At 58.5% G+C, this 17,648-nt stretch carries 16 protein-coding genes; 10 read left to right on the top strand and 6 right to left on the bottom strand.

From position 1 onward, the window contains the following. The first annotated feature begins 191 nt into the window (after window positions 1–191). From RBT76_08520 to RBT76_08510, 3 genes are all read left to right on the top strand, one after another. Window positions 192–1,097 carry an SGNH/GDSL hydrolase family protein gene (locus tag RBT76_08520; protein MDX9857818.1) on the top strand — a complete coding sequence of 302 codons (906 nt, stop codon included), beginning with the start codon at window positions 192–194 and terminating at the stop codon, window positions 1,095–1,097. Between the two features lie 104 nt (window positions 1,098–1,201). Further along, window positions 1,202–2,254: a GNAT family N-acetyltransferase gene (locus tag RBT76_08515; protein MDX9857817.1), complete on the top strand. Its 1,053-nt coding sequence runs from the start codon at window positions 1,202–1,204 to the stop codon at window positions 2,252–2,254. Window positions 2,255–2,290: 36 nt separating this feature from the next. Next, a complete protein-coding gene (locus tag RBT76_08510) occupies window positions 2,291–3,355 on the top strand; it encodes a polysaccharide deacetylase family protein (protein ID MDX9857816.1) in 1,065 nt (354 codons plus the stop codon). Here the strand turns inward: RBT76_08510 and RBT76_08505 are convergent. The 6 genes from RBT76_08505 to RBT76_08480 form a co-directional block, all read right to left on the bottom strand. After that, complete coding sequence (locus RBT76_08505) at window positions 3,324–4,007, bottom strand: acyltransferase (protein MDX9857815.1); 684 nt, start codon at window positions 4,005–4,007, stop codon at window positions 3,324–3,326. The two genes, RBT76_08510 and RBT76_08505, sit on opposite strands and share 32 nt — an antisense overlap. Before the next feature lie 18 nt (window positions 4,008–4,025). Beyond that, window positions 4,026–5,030 (bottom strand): hypothetical protein, encoded by a 1,005-nt coding sequence (locus RBT76_08500; GenBank protein ID MDX9857814.1) that lies wholly within the window; start codon window positions 5,028–5,030, stop codon window positions 4,026–4,028. Between the two features lie 24 nt (window positions 5,031–5,054). Then, a complete protein-coding gene (locus tag RBT76_08495; GenBank protein MDX9857813.1) occupies window positions 5,055–6,245 on the bottom strand; it encodes a hypothetical protein in 1,191 nt (396 codons plus the stop codon). Further along, window positions 6,246–6,485, bottom strand: a complete 240-nt coding sequence (locus tag RBT76_08490) for a phosphopantetheine-binding protein (GenBank protein MDX9857812.1) — start codon at window positions 6,483–6,485, stop codon at window positions 6,246–6,248. 274 nt (window positions 6,486–6,759) lie between these two features. Then, on the bottom strand, window positions 6,760–8,124 hold the full coding sequence (locus RBT76_08485; GenBank protein MDX9857811.1) for a glycosyltransferase family 4 protein: 1,365 nt from the start codon (window positions 8,122–8,124) through the stop codon (window positions 6,760–6,762). A 31-nt stretch (window positions 8,125–8,155) separates the two neighbouring features. After that, on the bottom strand, window positions 8,156–8,743 hold the full coding sequence (locus RBT76_08480; GenBank protein ID MDX9857810.1) for an acyltransferase: 588 nt from the start codon (window positions 8,741–8,743) through the stop codon (window positions 8,156–8,158). Window positions 8,744–9,133: 390 nt separating this feature from the next. Between RBT76_08480 and RBT76_08475 the strand changes: the two genes are divergently transcribed. The 7 genes from RBT76_08475 to RBT76_08445 all read left to right on the top strand — a co-directional run bounded on the left by RBT76_08475 (window position 9,134) and on the right by RBT76_08445 (window position 17,636). Next, a complete protein-coding gene (locus RBT76_08475; GenBank protein ID MDX9857809.1) occupies window positions 9,134–10,096 on the top strand; it encodes a GDP-mannose 4,6-dehydratase in 963 nt (320 codons plus the stop codon). Continuing rightward, window positions 10,093–11,394 carry a UDP-glucose/GDP-mannose dehydrogenase family protein gene (locus RBT76_08470; GenBank protein ID MDX9857808.1) on the top strand — a complete coding sequence of 434 codons (1,302 nt, stop codon included), beginning with the start codon at window positions 10,093–10,095 and terminating at the stop codon, window positions 11,392–11,394. The genes RBT76_08475 and RBT76_08470 overlap by 4 nt, the downstream gene beginning before the upstream one ends. Before the next feature lie 36 nt (window positions 11,395–11,430). After that, the gene (locus RBT76_08465; GenBank protein MDX9857807.1) at window positions 11,431–12,888 is read left to right on the top strand and encodes an O-antigen ligase family protein; all 1,458 of its coding nucleotides are present in this window, start codon (window positions 11,431–11,433) and stop codon (window positions 12,886–12,888) included. Between the two features lie 160 nt (window positions 12,889–13,048). Further along, window positions 13,049–14,353, top strand: a complete 1,305-nt coding sequence (locus tag RBT76_08460; GenBank protein MDX9857806.1) for a phenylacetate--CoA ligase family protein — start codon at window positions 13,049–13,051, stop codon at window positions 14,351–14,353. A 29-nt stretch (window positions 14,354–14,382) separates the two neighbouring features. Next, on the top strand, window positions 14,383–15,744 hold the full coding sequence (locus RBT76_08455; GenBank protein ID MDX9857805.1) for a hypothetical protein: 1,362 nt from the start codon (window positions 14,383–14,385) through the stop codon (window positions 15,742–15,744). A gap of 139 nt (window positions 15,745–15,883) precedes the next feature. Then, window positions 15,884–16,108 carry a hypothetical protein gene (locus RBT76_08450; GenBank protein MDX9857804.1) on the top strand — a complete coding sequence of 75 codons (225 nt, stop codon included), beginning with the start codon at window positions 15,884–15,886 and terminating at the stop codon, window positions 16,106–16,108. A 130-nt stretch (window positions 16,109–16,238) separates the two neighbouring features. Further along, the gene (locus RBT76_08445; protein MDX9857803.1) at window positions 16,239–17,636 is read left to right on the top strand and encodes a hypothetical protein; all 1,398 of its coding nucleotides are present in this window, start codon (window positions 16,239–16,241) and stop codon (window positions 17,634–17,636) included. Window positions 17,637–17,648: the final 12 nt, after the last annotated feature.

The following is a 17,648-nucleotide window of genomic DNA, read 5'->3' as shown; positions in this document are numbered from 1 at the left end:
ACAATGTACAAAGACTGAACAGATCGATGTTTGAGAAACCACGGGTCCGGGGCGGTTGTTCCAGCGTGACCGACGTTGGCATGGAGGAAACTTGACCGAACCCGATAAATGTACCATCATATGGCGCGAATTCTTTCGGCTCCAACGAAAGGACCTGACTTATGACCGTAACAACCGGTGGGAGAAAGGGCATGAATACCGCTCTTGTAGTGCTGCTCGTGTTGTCGTTGATTGGCAACGCGGTGGGCGCGTACGTTGTCTATAAATATATGAACCTTCGCACCTGGTTTGCCGAAGGGCAGGCCAAACAGGCTGATTGCGCGGCGGCCAACCGCGGCCTCACGGCCTCCGTTAACGAACTCACCGCCGAACTGGACAAGCATGACGGTGCCCGCATGGTCTACCTGCATCACTCGGTGGGGCGGCGCCTACTTAACGAAGGCGGCCTGCGCAACGAGCTTCTGGCCATGGGGGTTCTCGTGAAGAGCGCAACCTACGGCGACGAGATCGGCGAACACACCGACATCTGCCATTGGGCTGGCAAGTTCGACAGCAGCATGCAGGATATCCTCGAATTCAGTTCCGCCGGCAATCGCTATCACAAGGACGGGACAACCAACGACATCGTGCTGTTCAAACCCTGCTACCCCAACAGCGATATCGTCGGAGACGGGACCCCGCCGGGCGATCCGTACGGTGTCGAGCAGACCATCGCCAACTACAAGGCAACGTTCAATCACATACGACCGTTGATGGCTGCGCATCCGGGCAAGCTTTTCGTTTACATGACGGCTCCGCCTCGCGTGCCCGAAGCGACGACCGCCGAGATGGCGGCTCGGGCGCGGGCGTTCAACGACTGGCTGGTCAACGAGTTCCAGCCGGCCTACCAGCGTGAGACCGGCCGGGACAATTTCTACGTCTTCGACTTGTTCAGCACGCTGGCCGATGACAAGGGGTTTCTGAAAGCCGAATACCGTTTAGGACTGACCGGCGACAGTCATCCCAACGAGAAAGGCGCAAAGGCCGCGGTTGCCGCGTTTATGACCATGTTCCGCGCGCTTTGGCCCCAGTGGTCCGCGGTCCACGCGCAATCCTGAGGCAATGCGGGCGGCTCTCAGCCGTCCAGAGATTCTGTCGATACACGGAAATGACAACCGGTATTACTCGGAGACGTTGACTACTTGCGAAAGCATACGGCGATATGGAATACAAAATCCTCAGAGCTGACCTGGCCAAAGACGGCGCAGACATCGTCCGATTCTGGGATACCCAGTTTCACGGCTGGCCGGTAAAGAAATTCAAATGGTTCTATCAGGATAATCCTGCGGGACCCGGTGATTGCTGGATCGTCCGCGAGCCGAAAGACAACACGATAGTCGGGTCGATCGCCTGTTTTCCGAAGCAGATGATTATCGGCGGCACGCGAGTCATGATTGGCCTCGGCGGCGACCTCGGCGTCAACAGCGAGCATCGTCGCCAGGGACTGGCCCTCGCCCTGCGGAAGGCGATGATTGCGCACAAGGACGTCGCGGGGTACCCCTTTCTGGTGGGCACTCCCAACGCCAATTCGGCCCGCATCACGGAGCGGGCAGGGTATACGATCATCGGCGGCCTGAAACGCATGGTCAAAGTGTTACACGCCCGATCCTATGTCCAGCGCGTGGTGAAAATCGGCGCGTTGTCCGGGCTTCTGGCGAAACCCGTCGATGGTGTTATGGCCCTGGCGTCAAAGGAGCGGAAATACCGTGATAACGGCATGTATCGCTACGAAATCCTTACCGAGTTCGATGGTCGCTTCGATACCCTCAGCGAGGAAGGATCACGGCAGTATGCCATGGTTGCCGCGCGCTCCAGTCGCTTTCTGAACTGGCGGTTTGCCGAGTGTCCCTACAAGTCTTATCGGGTGTTCGCCCTCAGCGACGCGAAAGCGTCGCGGCTGCTCGGCTACATCGTTTTTCGCACGAGTGACAACGACATCAGCATCAACGACATTTTCACTGTCGACAACCGGACCGTACTTGAGCCGCTGATCGGAGAATTCATCCTCTGGTCGCGCGCCGAACGAATCGATACCCTGACCTTCTTCTTCTTCGGCAATCCGGCCATGTACGCGAAATTCGAGGAGTTCGGTTTCAAAATGCGCGCTGATGATCGAATCAAGGTAATCGTGTATGCCGATCAGGGAGCGCCGTACCGGGAACTGGCGTACTCGTCCGAGCAGTGGCACTTCACCAACGGCGACAACGACGTATAGCCCGCGGCACGCAACCAACGTAGTTTGATGGCAGGGATGCTGGCACAACTCATCGACCGTATCGGACAACGCTGCGGACTCTGGCGACTCGCATTCGCTCTCGAGAGACTGCGATTTCCGTCGGAGCCCATGCTGGTCGTTTTCACCTATCATCGCGTGGTCGACCACGACAAGGGCAAAGTCGGCTTCCTCGGATACGACTGGGGGCTCGATTACCGGCTGTTCGCCGATCATCTCGATGCTATCGGGAGGTATTTCGACGTTGTCGATCTACCCGCGTTCATCGATATTCTGGACGGCAAGAAAACTATCGAGCGACGCACGGCGCTGATCACATTTGACGACGCCGACAGCGATTTTGCAGACTACGCCCTGCCGGCGCTCCGTCGTCACAATTTCCCGGCCGTGGTCTTCGTGCCGACCGCCTATGTCGATACCGAGAGACGGTTCTGGCACCTGCGCATCACCAACGTCGTCACCAAGCTCGACACGCCGGCTCTGGAACGAATGAAAGCCGATCCCGGAGCCGTCCCCGATGATGTGAGAACTCTCATCGCTCGCGCTTCCGTGGCGACGTACGAGGAGCGCCGGGCGCTGGGACGAGCGCTGTGCCGGCTGCTCGACGATCAGCCGCAGGAGATGATCGATCGTGCAGTTGCCCAGCTCGAGCGGCATGTGGACCAGACGTATGCGATCGGGGTCGGCTGCATGAGCTGGGAGACTATGCGTTCGTTGCAGACATCGAGAATCGACTTCCAGTCCCACACCGTCAACCATCGTAAGCTCGCGTTATTGAAAGCCGATGAGATTCGCGACGAACTGATTGGCTCCAGGCAGGACCTCGAGAAGCACCTGAACGCAACCGTGACGGCGATCTGCTACCCGGCAGGGTCGTTCAGCGAAAAGGTCCTTGATATAGCGCCATCCTGCGGTTACTCGGTCGGCTTTACCACGCAACTCGGCGTCCCGACCTATCCGCTCGCCGGCCCGGCGCGTTATGCTCTCCCGCGCCTCACCATCAACGGCGACAATCGACCTGAAGTATTTTCGTACGTCGGTAAGCTGGCGCTCAAGCGGTTGATTCGCGGGCGGGTGGATTAACTTCGCGGGGAGTCCGCTGCTCGAGGTCGGCGGAAGCCGATACCTGACCGGGAGCGGTTACCGACACGGTCGGCATCAACCGGGCGGGATTTCCCATCGCCATAGCATACGGGGGAACCGGCTTCGTGACTACCGCCCCCATGGCGACTACCGCCCCCGCTCCGATATCCGCACCAATCACGGCGCCTTCACCGATCCACGCCCCACGGCCGATTGAAACTCGTCGGCGATGTCCGGCCGCTGAACTTGAAGAACCAATCGTAGCCGACGACCCGTGCTGGTGGATTCCCGACGTGATTGACACACGACTGGCGATTCGGACGCTTTCCCCGATATCGGTCATGCCGATAATGCAGTATGCGCCGGTTCCGGCTGCTTGCCTGACACGCGACGCGCGGTTCGAAAAATAAGTCCCGAAACTGATAATCGCGGTGATGTGAAAAGAATCGAGCGCAATCAGGTAGTACGCCGACCGAATGAAATTGCCCGGCCAGCCGGGGAACAAGGCGACCAGCTGCGCCCCGAAAAGGTAGACGCCCTCGGTGCGAATAGTCCACTTCTCCACGAAGGCCAGCAGGCCCAGCGGGAATCCGATCAGACCGCCGCACAGCGTTCCGACCAGATACACCGTGTATTTCAGCACTTCTTTCACCCCCGACCCCGGCCGATATCAGTACACATCGAGATAAAACCCGTCGACCGGCTTTATGCCGTCCGGGAGAACTTTCGGACGCAACGGCGCGATATAGAGGTTGATCTGACGGGGCGCCGTCCGGAACCGGTTCTTGCGGAACGGATCGGCGGCGACGTAGCCGATATTCGGCATGAACGCCGTCGTGTAATTCGTCTCCCGCAGCGCCATCATGATGTCCGCAATGAACACCGTCTGTGCTTCCGAGCTCAAGTCCCCGAACGACACGTTGTCGAAGTACGCGTGCAGGCGTCTCGATTCATCGGGCTCGATCACTTCGAGCAGCAACAGATTGGCCAGCGCGCGAACGCGCCCGTCCTCCTCCCATACATACGAGCGCGTGTGCGGACGAGTCATCATGAGGAAGTCGATGTCGTCGTCCGGGATGATCTTTTTGAGCGGAACGCTTCCGCCGAGGTTTCGCACGAGCGGAAGAATGAGCGACCGATCTTCCGCGCGATAGGGTCGCGTATGACCGCTCGGTTGGGTGGGGAGGATCGGGTCTACCAGCTCGCGCAGCGCCGCGGAGTATTGCAGGACGTTGACGACTTTGACGTCCAGTCCCTTGCTCGTGAAGATTTTCTCGACCGCCCGGTTCGAGGCTGCCCCCACCTCGCACATCGTTATGTACAGGTCGTAGTCTTTATCTATAGCCTTTTCGATCAGCTTTCCCTGCTGGGGTCCGGCCAGACCCTTGCCGTGAAAATCGGACGACACGGTCAGAAAACTGGCAAAGACGGCTCGATAGCGACGGCCATAGTACTCCACGTCAAACGGCATATACGCTTGAAACGAGGCCAGCCGGCCATCGGCGGAAACCTGTCCAACCGTCAACTCCGGGTCGCCCGACGGCCGCATGATGTGCAGCTGCAACAGGCCGACATCGTAATGCCAGCACGGCCGCGCCCACGTGCGGCAGATCAACTCCGATACCTGTCCGAGGTCCGGCCCAAAAACAAACGAAAACCCGTCTGCGGGCTGCATGATCGTTGCCCCTTTCTCCATCGGTTACCGTGTCAACTCTTTCTCAGCTTCACCTAAACGCGACAGAAGCGCCTCCGCTCCGATTTGTGCGAGCGCGGCGAATACAAGCCGCTCGAGGCCGAACGCTGCGCATCCGGTGTGCGCCGCCGCGCCCTCAGCGGTGCGAATCGCGAATCCGTCTCCGAAAAAGCTCTCGTGATAGTTGAACGATGCTGCCGCGATCGACCGGTTCGGTTCCACCGGAAGGCGAAGCTCATATTTCAGTTCGTTGGCCAGTTGGAAAAACCGCAGCGAGCGGAAATCCGTGGCAAAAAACGGATCGGAGGCTGTTTCGAGGGTCGCGTGCAGATCGAGAATCTCCACCAAACGCCAGACGGTATCGACCGCCCGCTGTCGCGCATCGAGCACGTGTCGCTTCTCGCCGACAAAGACAATCTCCCGCATCGAAAACTCCCACAGGCGATCGAGCGCGGTAAGGTTTTTCGATTCGTATCGGAAACACCGGCCTGCCGCTGTGACGGTTCTCAGACCCTCGTCAGTATCTCCAAACGTCATGGCGGCCATACTTCCATAGGTATGATAACAGACTGCGGGAGACAGGCAGTACTCGGGTGTGGCGATTTCATCGAGTGTTTCGAAGTGCAGGGGCCGCCCGTTCTTGTGGCGGGCGGCAAACCGTTCGATGCGATGGAAGTCCTCAGAGAGATGGGTCGCGAAGGTGATCGAATGCGCGAAAGAAGAAAAATAGCCGGCCCGGCGGAGCCAGTCGGCCGGAATCAGCGTATTGTAGCTCTTCGTCGCAGCGCCGAACAGGTCGGTGGCGATACGTTCAAGCAGCCGGTCGACCCGCATCAACAGCGACAGAAACGTGCCGCCTCGGCTGATGACGCCGATACCTTCGGTAAATACGTCTCCGGCCCCCTCCAACGAGCGAAACACGTCGGCATCGAAATCGGTCGACCCACCCTGTCGCGATCGCAGCACTTTCGACTGCACGGCGAGCCGCTCGGTTTTCATCTTGTCGATCAGCAGCCGCACCTTGTCCGCGACATCGGACGAACCGTCGCCATTCTCACAGCGGATTTCAAGTCGACGCTGCTCGGCATCAAATCGGCTGTCCGTGATACGACTGTCGCAGTAACACGCGCGCTTCGCAATTTCAATCGCGACATCGGACGGTATGTTGTTGGGAAGCTCGATAGCAATAACGGTCATTCAGCTCCCCCGCAAATCCGCAATCAGGTTGGTGAGCCCGGCAACCGTGCGCGCCCGGACAAACTGCGTATCATCGATTGACACGCCGAATTTGTCTTCCAGAGCCAGCAGCAAATGGATCGAGTTGACCGATTCAACTCCGAGTTCAGAGTACAAATCCTTGTCTGAGGGAATATCGCCGGACAGATTTCCCACATCTCGAATGACTGCCACAATCTCTTGTTGGATCCCCTGATACATAGAGATTCCGCTTCGTTAGGTTTTGATAAACGTACAGTGTCAACCTACGGGTACGTGAGGCAGGTACCGAATTGGCGATGTCGAGTTGTCGATGCATGCCGCCCCAAACGGCGCCCGTTCATCCGGGCGCGGCCGGAGTGAAGGAGAGTCCTTCCGGATGGGCCGGGCAGTCACAGCGGCACATCCGTTCCGGCGTATCGTGGTCAATAATGTACTTTACGAGCCTATGTTTGTCAAGGGGAGAGGAGCCGAAAAGTGACGGAAAATCGCGCAATCAGCGCGTTTGGCGGGCCCGTTCGAACACTTCGGACAAGTGTCTCGTCTTCGCTCGACGGTCAAACTCCTCGGGCAGGTCGATCTTCGACGGCAGCGGACCATCCTGTGTGACCCAAGCGTCATAGCGTGACGCTATGAAGTCAGCGACTCTGTCTTTGTCCGGCGAGGTTACTGCGAGTCCGCGGTTGTATTTCTCGATCAATGCGCTCGACTGACCTTCCGGCACAAACGCAAGGATCGGCCGTCCGGTGGCGATGTATTCGAAGAGCTTGGCAGGGATGACGGTCGTGTGGGTTTCACCGAAACCCAGAAGCAGCAGGAGGACATCAGCCTGCCACAGCAGCGACAGCGCCTGCTTTTGCGGCACGTGTCCGAGCCACCGTACAATCTTCTCCAATCGGTTGCCTTTGGTCGCATGCTCATACCCTTTGGCGCCGCCAACAAAGTCCACCCGTATGTTGTCACGCGCCTCCGGGCGACGATCCAGGAAATGCTCCAGCGCCTCGAAGAAGAAAAACGGGTTGCGGGCGCCGTACAAGCTGCCGAGATAGAGTATCGTGAACCGCTCATTTTTCGCGCTTGGAAACTCCACCGACGCAAAGTCATCGGGATCGAGTCCGTTGGTGATGGTGACGATTCTGTCGGCCGGCTTGTACGGGTTCTTGCCGCGAACGAGGTCCGTGAACCCTTCGGTGGCCGTCACGATGAATCGACTCCGCTTCATGCAGCGCTTCTCGAGGAACCGGTCGTAGAGGCGCGCGGGAGCGGGCTTGTTCTTTTGCCGATAGCCGGCATTCTGTGTCCACAGATCGCGGAAGTCGATCACCAGCGGCGTGCCGGTGAGAACCGACAGCCAGTATCCCACGAGATGTGCCGACGCCGGCGGCGAGGTTGTAAAAATGACGTCGATACGTTCCTGCTTAATCGCCTTCAGTCCGGCAGATACTCCATACGGAACCCAGAAGACGTTGTCATCCGGTGTAAAGAGTGAGCGGCGTATGTAGCCTTTGATCCGCCCCGGCAGCGACGGCGACACGGGCGTGGTGGCGGGGGTTTTTCCGGCAGACGGATCTGCTGTTGGCGCTGCCACCGGCTCCAGCGGCCCGCGTCCGGTCTTTTTCTCGTACCATGTCACCGGCGATGCGTCTTTCGACCGGTACACCTTCAGGTCGCGGGGGAGCTGCTCGAGCAGAGACTCGTCGCGGCTGAAACTCACGGCTTCCTGGACCGTCAGTATCACCGGATCCCATCCAAACTGCGGCAGATACTTGCAGAACTTGATGACTCGATACACGCCGACCGCAGCCGACGGGGGAAAGGCGTACGAGACGATCAGGACTTTTTTATTGGGCGATGATGTCATGTGCGGTTTCCGGAGTGAACGACCTGATCCACTAGTCGGACTCCCTCGACGGGTCCGGAGCGGCGGTCGGTGCACTTTCGCTGTTTTCGCGTGTGCCGATTACCCGCGCAGGATTGCCGGCCAGAATCTTGTACGGGGGGTAGTTCTTTGCGCCGACCACCGCGCCGGCAGCCACGACACAGCCTTCGCCCAGCGTAACCCCGGGCATGATAAAGGCATTGGCGCCAATCCATACGTCGCGCCCGATCACCACGGGCTTGTATTCGGCCCCCTGCTGTTGGATGGGGATATCCGTCCGGGCGGACGCGTGATTCTGCGTCCAGACCTTGACGCCCGGGCCAAGAATCGCGTAGTCGCCGATCTCCACGCCGCCGCCCGCCTGAATGAATGCATCAACCCCGATGTTTACGTGGCTCCCGCAACGGATCAACTCGATATTACGGAAACGGAACCCCTCGTGCACCTTCAGATTCTTCCCCAACGATCCAAACCACTTCGCCAGTACCCGACGACGGAGAATAAAACCGTACTCCCCGGGGAGATTGCGAACGAGGTGATAGCGGAAGCGGAACCGCTGCTGTCTGTTGAAAATGGCTCGAACTATCTCTCGAATTAGCATGAAACCTGTCAATCCCGTAACGTGATTCGGCTGCCGCCGTCGGAGAGTAAAGCAGCCGCTTTGTCAATATATCGGAGGGATCGCCGCTATATCAACCAAAGAAAACATGCCGTTGAAAGTATTGACCGGCCGCGGCGATTATTCTCGGATTATGCACCGTTCGAAATACCCGGCTTGGGGTCGATTCTGCCGATACAAGCTACAGAGTGGCTGCGTCGATGCCACGGAAGCCGCTGGAACGGCCGGTCGATAATGGATCGTATCGCTCCGCTTTTGGCCCGGGCTCATATCCCGCATTTCGTCGGGCTCCGCGGGTCGTAATTGTTGACAAAGCGACGGGCGACCGGTTACGTTCGTCATTCCGAAACGAAAGTTGTGAGAAGGGGCTCAATGCCTGAGTCGATCGTGGTAACAGGGGGAGCCGGGTTCATCGGGTCGCACCTGGTCGACCGGCTGCTAGCCGCCGGACACCGGGTCACGGTAATTGACAATTTCAACGATTTCTACGACCCGGCAATCAAGCGAGTCAACTGCCGGCGCCACCTGGAACAGGCCGGCTACCGTCTCGTTGAAGGTGATATTCGAGATCCCAATGCCGTCGAGCGGTGTTTTGCCGATGGACCGGTCGGCGAGGTGATTCATCTGGCGGCCATGGCAGGCGTGCGCCCGTCGATCAAAAACCCGGTACTCTATCAGGAAGTCAACCTGGTCGGTACCATGAACGTGCTCGAGGCGTGTCGCAGACACGGCGTCGGACGCTACCTGTTTGCGTCGTCGTCCTCGGTCTATGGGAACAACCGAAAGGTGCCGTTTTCGGAAGACGATTCCGTCGATCACCCGATTTCACCGTACGCGGCTACCAAGAAAGCCGGGGAGTTGATGGCCTACACCTATCACCACCTCTACGGTTTTCCGACCGCCTGCCTGCGGTTTTTCACCGTGTACGGCCCCCGTCAGCGGCCGGAGATGGCCATACATTTGTTCACCGCGAAAATCTGGCGCGGCGAGGAGATAACAATGTTTGGCGAGGGCGACAGCAGAAGGGATTATACGTTTATTGATGATATCGTGGATGGTATCATGGCGGTTCGGCAGTCCCGATTCGACTACGAGATACTCAATCTCGGCCGTTCGGACACGGTTACGCTCCGCGATCTCATCAGCAAGATAGAACAGAAGCTGGGCAAACGCGCGATCATGCGAAAGCTGCCGCCGCAGCCGGGAGATGTCGACCAGACCTACGCCGACATCACCAGGGCGAGTCGCCTCTGTGGGTTTGCGCCCAAAGTGTCGATCGATGACGGGCTGATGCGCTTTGCTCGATGGTATATCAACAAGCAGGAACAACAATGAATGTGTGCGTCGTGGGAACCGGCTATGTCGGTCTGGTGGCAGGCACGTGCCTGTCCGATTTCGGCATGAATGTCGTCTGTGTCGACAAGGTCAAAGAAAAAATCGATATGCTCAACCGGGGCGAGGTTCCGATTTACGAACTCGGCCTCGGCGAACTGATCCAGCGCAACGTGAAACTCGACCGGCTCCACTTCACAACCGACCTGAAGCAGGCGGTTGATCGCAGCCTCGTGGTGTTTCTTGCCGTCGGCACACCTGAGCGCCCCGACGGATACGCCGACCTGAGCCAGATCGAAGCGGTCGCGAAGGAAGTGGCCGGGTACATGACCGAGTACAAGATTATCGCGATCAAAAGCACCGTTCCGGTCGGCACGGCCCGGCGGCTTCGTCAGATGATTCGGGAGACCGCCAGCTCCGACGTGGAGTTTGATGTCGTGTCAAATCCGGAGTTCCTGCGCGAGGGAGCGGCCGTCAACGATTTCCTTCGGCCGGACCGGGTCATTCTCGGCTGCGATTCCGAGCGCGCCCTCGCCATCATGCGCGATATCTACCGACCCCTGTTCCTGCTGGAGACGCCGATCGTCAGCACCACCAACGAGACGGCCGAGGTCATCAAGTATGCGTCGAATACGATGCTCGCCGTGCGCATCTCGTTCGTAAATGAAATCGCCAATCTCTGCGATATTGTCGGCGCCGACGTCTACCAGGTGTCGAAGGCGCTCGGCATGGACAAACGGATCGGTCCGAAATTCCTGCATCCGGGTCCCGGCTACGGCGGCTCGTGCTTTCCCAAAGATGTCTCGGCGCTGGCGAGATTGTCCGAGGATGTCGGCTATGATTTCAAGCTTGCCCGGGCCGTTATCGAGGTTAACGCCCGCCAGCGGGAACTCGCCGTTCAGAAAGCGGTAGCCGCACTCGGATCGGTACCGGGAAAGGTGATTGGTCTGCTCGGGCTGTCGTTTAAGCCGAATACCGATGACGTCCGGGAGGCTCCGGCAATCTATATCGCCCGCCGCCTGATGGAGCAGGGGGCGACCGTAAACGCGTTTGATCCGGCCGCGATGGATGAAGCGAAAAAGAATATCGAGGGTATCAAATACCATAAGAATGCATATGATGCGGTGACCGGTGCGGATATCGTGATTATAGCCACGGAATGGAACGAATTCCGCGACCTGGACTTCAGGAAAATCAAGTCGTTAGTGCGAACGCCGATCGTATACGACACGCGTAACATCTATAACCCAAAGGCGCTCAAGGAAATCGGCTTCAAGTACGTGGCTACCGGGCGATCCTGACCGGGGCTGAGAACGCGCCGGCAAAAAGGCGGATACGTGAACCATCGCTATCAGGAATTCAGCGGCCGGGGCATGGTCTCCCAGCGGCATCTGCTGTGGGCGACAATCGTCCTCATCAGCCTCGTTGTCGGGGTCTGCTCGCTGTTTCTGAAACCGGTGATCTTCATCGCGCTGGCCGGGCTCACTATCGGTATAGTACTGCTGGTGCGATTTCCCTATGTCGGGTTACTGCTCTATTTCGTGACATTCGTGATTCGTCCGGGGGAGATGTTTCCGGCGCTGGATGCATTATCGCTGGAACGGGTCATCGGCATCGGCGTGCTTCTCGCTGCCATCCTCGCGCACAAGAAACGCCACGGGTCATTTGGACTGCCTCACGACATGCCCTTCATTACGATGCTGGGACTCTGGGCGGTTATCATCATCTCCTGGGGTGTCAGTTTCGATCCCGTCAGGACCGAGGAGTCTATCGAGAACTTCCTCAAACTGATCGTCTTCTACATGATCATCGTGTATACCGTCGACACCAGGACCAAGTGGAACATCTTCATGGGAGTCTTCCTGTTTTTGATGTTCCGCGAGATGTTTTTGTCGTTTCGCGATTATTACGGTGGCGGTGCGGTTATTCGTATGGGTATTCAGCGGGCGACAGGCCGAGGTTCATTTGGAAGCGGCGCCAATACGCTCGCCGCCACGCTCGCCTTTACGCTGCCGTTCCTCATCGCCTGGATCAAGTACTTTCGCGGAAAGATCCCCCGCACGATTCTTCTGGGCGTACTCTTCATGTTCCTCCTGATGATTGTCAACACCGGATCGCGTGGCGGTCTGCTTGCTACACTGACCGTGGTCGGCGTTACGGTCTGGTACAGCAAATACCGACTTGCGGGGGCGCTCGGCGCAGCTGCGTTTCTGCTGATCGCCTGGTTCCTGCTTCCGGAGCAATACCAGGGGCGGTATGAAACCCTGGTCAGCGGAGGCGATGTGAATGAGATCAGCACCAACCGCGTGGCGATCTGGGAAAACGGCATGCGTATTTTTGCCGACCGACCCATTCTCGGCTGTGGCTCCGGAGCATTTGCGCCGGCCAGCGGGTCCGGCAAGTACGGACCGGAGATTTTCATGAGCCCGCATTCTCTGTACGTCCAGCTGCTCGCCGAGTTGGGCATCGTGGGATTTTTTGCCTTTTTCATTTTCCTCGCGAGCGCGTTCCACCAGGTGCTGACGACCCCGCGCCGACTCCACTCCCCCCCGAAAGATCCGGACCTGGTGCGGTGGTATCATGCGCATAAAGAGGCATTTGTCGCCTCCATGCTGGCGATGCTGGTCAACGGTGGCACGGCGCACAACTTTTTCCGCTGGAATTGGTACATGTATGCCGGCCTGATCGGAGCCATGGCGGCCATCTACGTCAAAACGGCGCTTCAGGAACAAACCGGCGACACCGCCGTTTCGGCGAACCAATCGCGTCCGATAACCGAAGGTGCAGGCACCTGATGCCGATACATCGTTAGACCCGGAATGCGGCACGCGGGATCAAAAGCCCGACCGTACCGGGCACGCCCGAAATGGAGCACTCGTAATCATGGACTGGATTCAACCACTGGCGCGGTATGTAGTTATCCCCTTGATGGGGATCAGAAATCGGCACACTGACATGAAGTTCGTTCGCGAGGCCGAACGTACTCAGTGGTTACCGCCCGAGCAATTGCAGCAGTTGCAACTGACGCGCCTGAAGGCTCTGCTGTCGCACGCCGCGAAAAACTGCCCCTTTTACGCCCGCCGGTTTGCCGAGGCAGGGTTCGATCCGGTCGCGGTGCAGTCTCTTCGTGATATCGAACGTCTGCCGGTCCTCACCAAAAGCGATATCCAGCAACATCGGGACGAACTGACGGCTGCCAGCCTGCCGATTTCTGACCGCATCCCGAACCAGACCGGCGGCTCTACCGGGTCGCCCCTCCGGTTCTTCATGAGCCCGGACAGCGTCTACCGACGTATCGCCAATACGATCAGGCACGACCGCTGGGCCGGACTCGAGCCCTATCACAAAGGAGCGGCTATCTGGGGCCACCGTCGCGACCTGAACGCTCCCCGCTCTACCATGGACAACCTTCGCGACCGGTTTTTCTCCCGCCGCGTGATCCTCGATACCAGCGAGATCACGGAAGAGAAACTGGCTCGGTTTGTCGAGCGCCTCAACAAAGAGAAACCGTCGACCTATGTGGCATACGCCAACGCGATTTACCTGATCGCGCGTTTCATCAAGGAGCGGGGAATCACCGGTTACCACCGCCCGAAAAGCATCATTACCTCCGCGGAGGTCCTGACCGACGATCAGCGGCGCCTGCTGGAGGATGTCTTCGGCTGCCCGGTGTTCAACCGCTACGGCAGCCGGGAATTCAGTGTGATCGCGTCGGAATGCGAGGCGCATCGCGGTCTGCATATTGCCGCCGATACGCTCCTGGTTGAGATTATCCGCAATGACCGGGCGTGCCGTCCGGGCGAGCTGGGGCAGATCGTAATCACGGATCTGCACAACTACGCGCTGCCGTTCATCCGGTATCGGATCGAAGATATGGGGATGCTTCTTGAGACCGGGTGCTCATGCGGAAGAACCTTGCCGATGATGGAAATCGTGGGCGGGCGCGTCACGGACTTTTTGGTCACACCCGAAGGAGCTGTCGTTTCGGGCGCCGCCATGACGATCTATTTCATCGCGCGCGTGCCTGGAATCGTGCAGGCGCAGCTTGTGCAGAAGAAAAAAGACTTCCTTCTGCTGCGACTGGCTGTCGATCAATCGTTCGGCGAGGATTCGAAGCGGATGATTGCCGAGTCGGTCAATCGCTTTTTCGGCCCGCTGATGAAGTACGAGATTGAACAGGTAGATTCGATTCCGGTTGAAGCGTCGGGAAAATACCGCTTCAGTATTTCGGAAATCGACCCGGTCGCCCATTTGAAGTAGCACGGGAATTCACGGACAGGGAAACAAGGATGTCGTTGTACTCGACTCTGCTGCGCAACACGGCGCAGCGGCTGCTGCTGGTGCGGGAACAAAAGCATGCCGCGATGGCGCAATGGAAGTTCCTGTTGAAAAGCCAGTACTGGCCGCGCCAGCGCCTGCTGGACTATCAGTGGCAGCGGTTGTCGGAGATGCTCAAACATGCCTACGATACGACAGCGTACTACCGGCGCGTGTTCGACGAACGCGGGCTGACGCCCGACTCATTCAAGTCGGTGGACGACCTCCGGAAACTCCCCGTCCTGACGCGTGATTTGATCGACGCCCATCGCACCGATCTCATCTCGTCGAAATTCACCGAGGAGCACCTGCAGGTATTCGGCACCGGCGGTACCACCACGCGTCGCCTCACGCTGTATCGTGACAAGATCGGTGCAACCATGAAACAGGCCGTGGCCTGGCGGTTTGAGGGATTTATGGGGCAGATGCCGGGCGACAAAGTCTCGATTTTCTGGCCGCCCCACATCGATTTTCACCACCATCATTCCTGGCTGACGCACGTTAAAGACCGCTACCTGCAGCGTATGCAGTTGTTTTATACCGGGGGAGCCACTGCCGATACGCTGGAGCGTTTCTACCGGGACTTCCGCTCATTTGGCCCGCGCTACATCAAGTGCTTTCCCGGCGGCCTCCTGGCATTTACCGAGTACGCTCTCGCCCGGCAGCTCCCGCTGGAGAAAGTCAAGGGGATCATGTCAACCGGCGAGATGCTGTATCCATCCATGCGCGAGCTGTTCGAACGCGCGTATCAGGCCCCCGTCTATGATATGTACGGTTCGCGCGAGGTCGGAAATACGTCGTGCGAATGCAGGGCGCACGAAGGTCACCATATCGCCGCGGAGATCGCGGTCGTCGAATTCGTACGCGATGGAATACCGGTCGGTCCCGGTGAAGACGGCGAGATACTCGTCACGGACTTGACCAACTACGGATTTCCGATGATTCGCTATGAATTGAGTGACGTCGGACGTCCTCTCGAAGCTACATGTTCATGCGGTCGCAGTCTTCCGCTGATGACCGCCGGTGTCGGCCGTCTGTCGGACTTTTACGTCGCGCTCGACGGCACCCGTCGGTCCGGACTCGTCCTCGGCGTCCAGATCACTGAAACCGGACCTCCGATGGGAAAGACGCAGATCATCCAGCGGACACTGACCGACTGGCACGTGAAAATCACCAACGACCCGCCGGCCACTCCCGAGCTGCAGGAACACATCCGGACCTGTATAAAGAACCTCATCGGCGAGGCAGTGACAGTCTCCATAGAAATCGTCGATGACATCCCTCCCGAAAAGTCCGGCAAATTGCGCTACTTCAAGTGCGAAATTCCCTCCTGATCAGACCGGGCGCCCTGCCATCGCTTCTGCAACCGGTCGCCATTAACGTGCAGTTTTTCCGCCGCTAACAGTCATGAGATGGCGTTTCTACCCCACATAATGGATTGGCAATTCAACCAATCTCTTTGGGGAGGTAGTCATGCCGGTAGCTGTTCCTTCGTTTCCACTGCATCTGATTGAGACCGAAACGGAAGTCGTATGCGCCGACCGCAACGGTGAGTTGTGGGCCCGCCTCAACGCCAGTGACCGAAATCGCGGTCGGCTGGAGATCGTCTACCGTGGGCTGTGTCTGTATTTTGCCCAGACCGTCGGTGAGATTCGGTGGCTGACTGCTGAGGAATTTGACTCGGTGAGGCCTCGGTAACGGGCTATCCGCCCGACCGACCCGCGTCGACTTTCGCACCGATGTCGCCTTCGGGAGTTGCGTTCGAGCATCCGTGCTTATCCCGGGCAACATTGCGGTCAGGCACAAGACTGCCTCTCGGGGAGGATTAATGTTGGTGGCATCTCGACTAGCAGGCCGACTGGCCGTTCGACTGCTTGATTTTCATCGCGGCGAATGGCCGAAATACCGCCATGCCGAAGACGTACACGAATCGATCCATCAGCCGTTGGAGGTGCAGCGGGAGCGGCAGCTTCAGAGGCTCCGCATGATAGTCGAGCTGGCCTCCCGGTACACGCCGTTCTATCGCCAGAGGTTTCAGCAAATCGGATTCCAGCCCGGCGATCTGCGTTCGTTCGATGATCTTCGGTTTTTGCCGCCGGTGACCAAGGCAGATTTGATCGCTGCCGACTCGAAGGCGGTATCGACAGCGCCCGGTCTCGGACATATCATCCGTACCTCAACCGGGGGTACGACCGGGCAGCCCCTGGAATTCTACAGAGACATCAGGTGCCAGCTTTACCGCCGCGGTATTGATCTGGCGCTCAGCCGGTATTATGGGTGGCGCGATGGTGAGTGGCAGGGCTGGCTGTGGGGTGCGGCAGTTGATGCCGTGCATCCTTCAAATCTGAAAACACGACTCGTGCAGCTTCTCGCCACCCGTCTCTATTTCGCCGATACCACCTACCTGACCGATGAAACGTATGCACGATTCGTGCGTCAGACTCGCGCGCACCGGCCGACCCTGGTCGGCGCCTATGCCACACTTGCGTATGATTTGGCGGTCCGTATCTCCGAAGGCCGTGTGCCTGCGGTCCGCGTCCCTCTGGTGGTATGCTCCGCCGAACCTCTCTCCGAAACGCAGCGCGATACGATCGAACGGATTCTCGCCGATCGCTGCCTGTCGCGGTACGGCGCGCGGGAATTCGGCACGGCGGGGATCGAATGCTCCGAGCGAAACGGATATCACCTGTTCTCCGAAAGTGTCTATTGCGAAATCGAGCCGGTAAAAGGAATGCCCGGAGAGGTTGGGAAGCTTCTCGTGACCGATCTCCGCAACACGGCAATGCCGCTCATCCGATACGATATTGGAGATCTCGGGCGGATCGATACAACTCGCTGCCCCTGCGGACTGGAATCGCCACGACTGGTCGATCTGCGCGGGAGAACGATCGAGGTCCTGCAACGCCCCGATGGGAGTTGCGTGCATGGTTCGGCGGTATTAGATGCGGTGAGACATTCACGGATTTGCGCCAAAATTCAAGTGGTTCAGGAGACCATCGGGCAGGTAATTGTAAACATTGCCGCCGATCCAACCGAACACGCCGCCCAGGTCGCATCACTTAAGCGGCTGCTGCGCGGACTCATGGGAGAGAATACCTCGGTTGACTTACGCCGCGTCGAGACGATCCGCCGCTCGCCGTCGGGCAAATTCCCCTACATCGTATCGCGGCTGGCAGCTCCGGGGTCGAGTCCGGAGGAAGCCGCCGAAGGTCCACTAGGGCAATGATTTGACTTTTCG

The organism is Candidatus Zixiibacteriota bacterium (assembly GCA_034003725.1).
Lineage (GTDB): Bacteria > Zixibacteria > MSB-5A5 > GN15 > FEB-12 > WJMS01.
The sequence above is the reverse complement of the archived record's forward strand: the minus strand, read 5'-3'. Positions and strand labels throughout refer to the sequence as shown.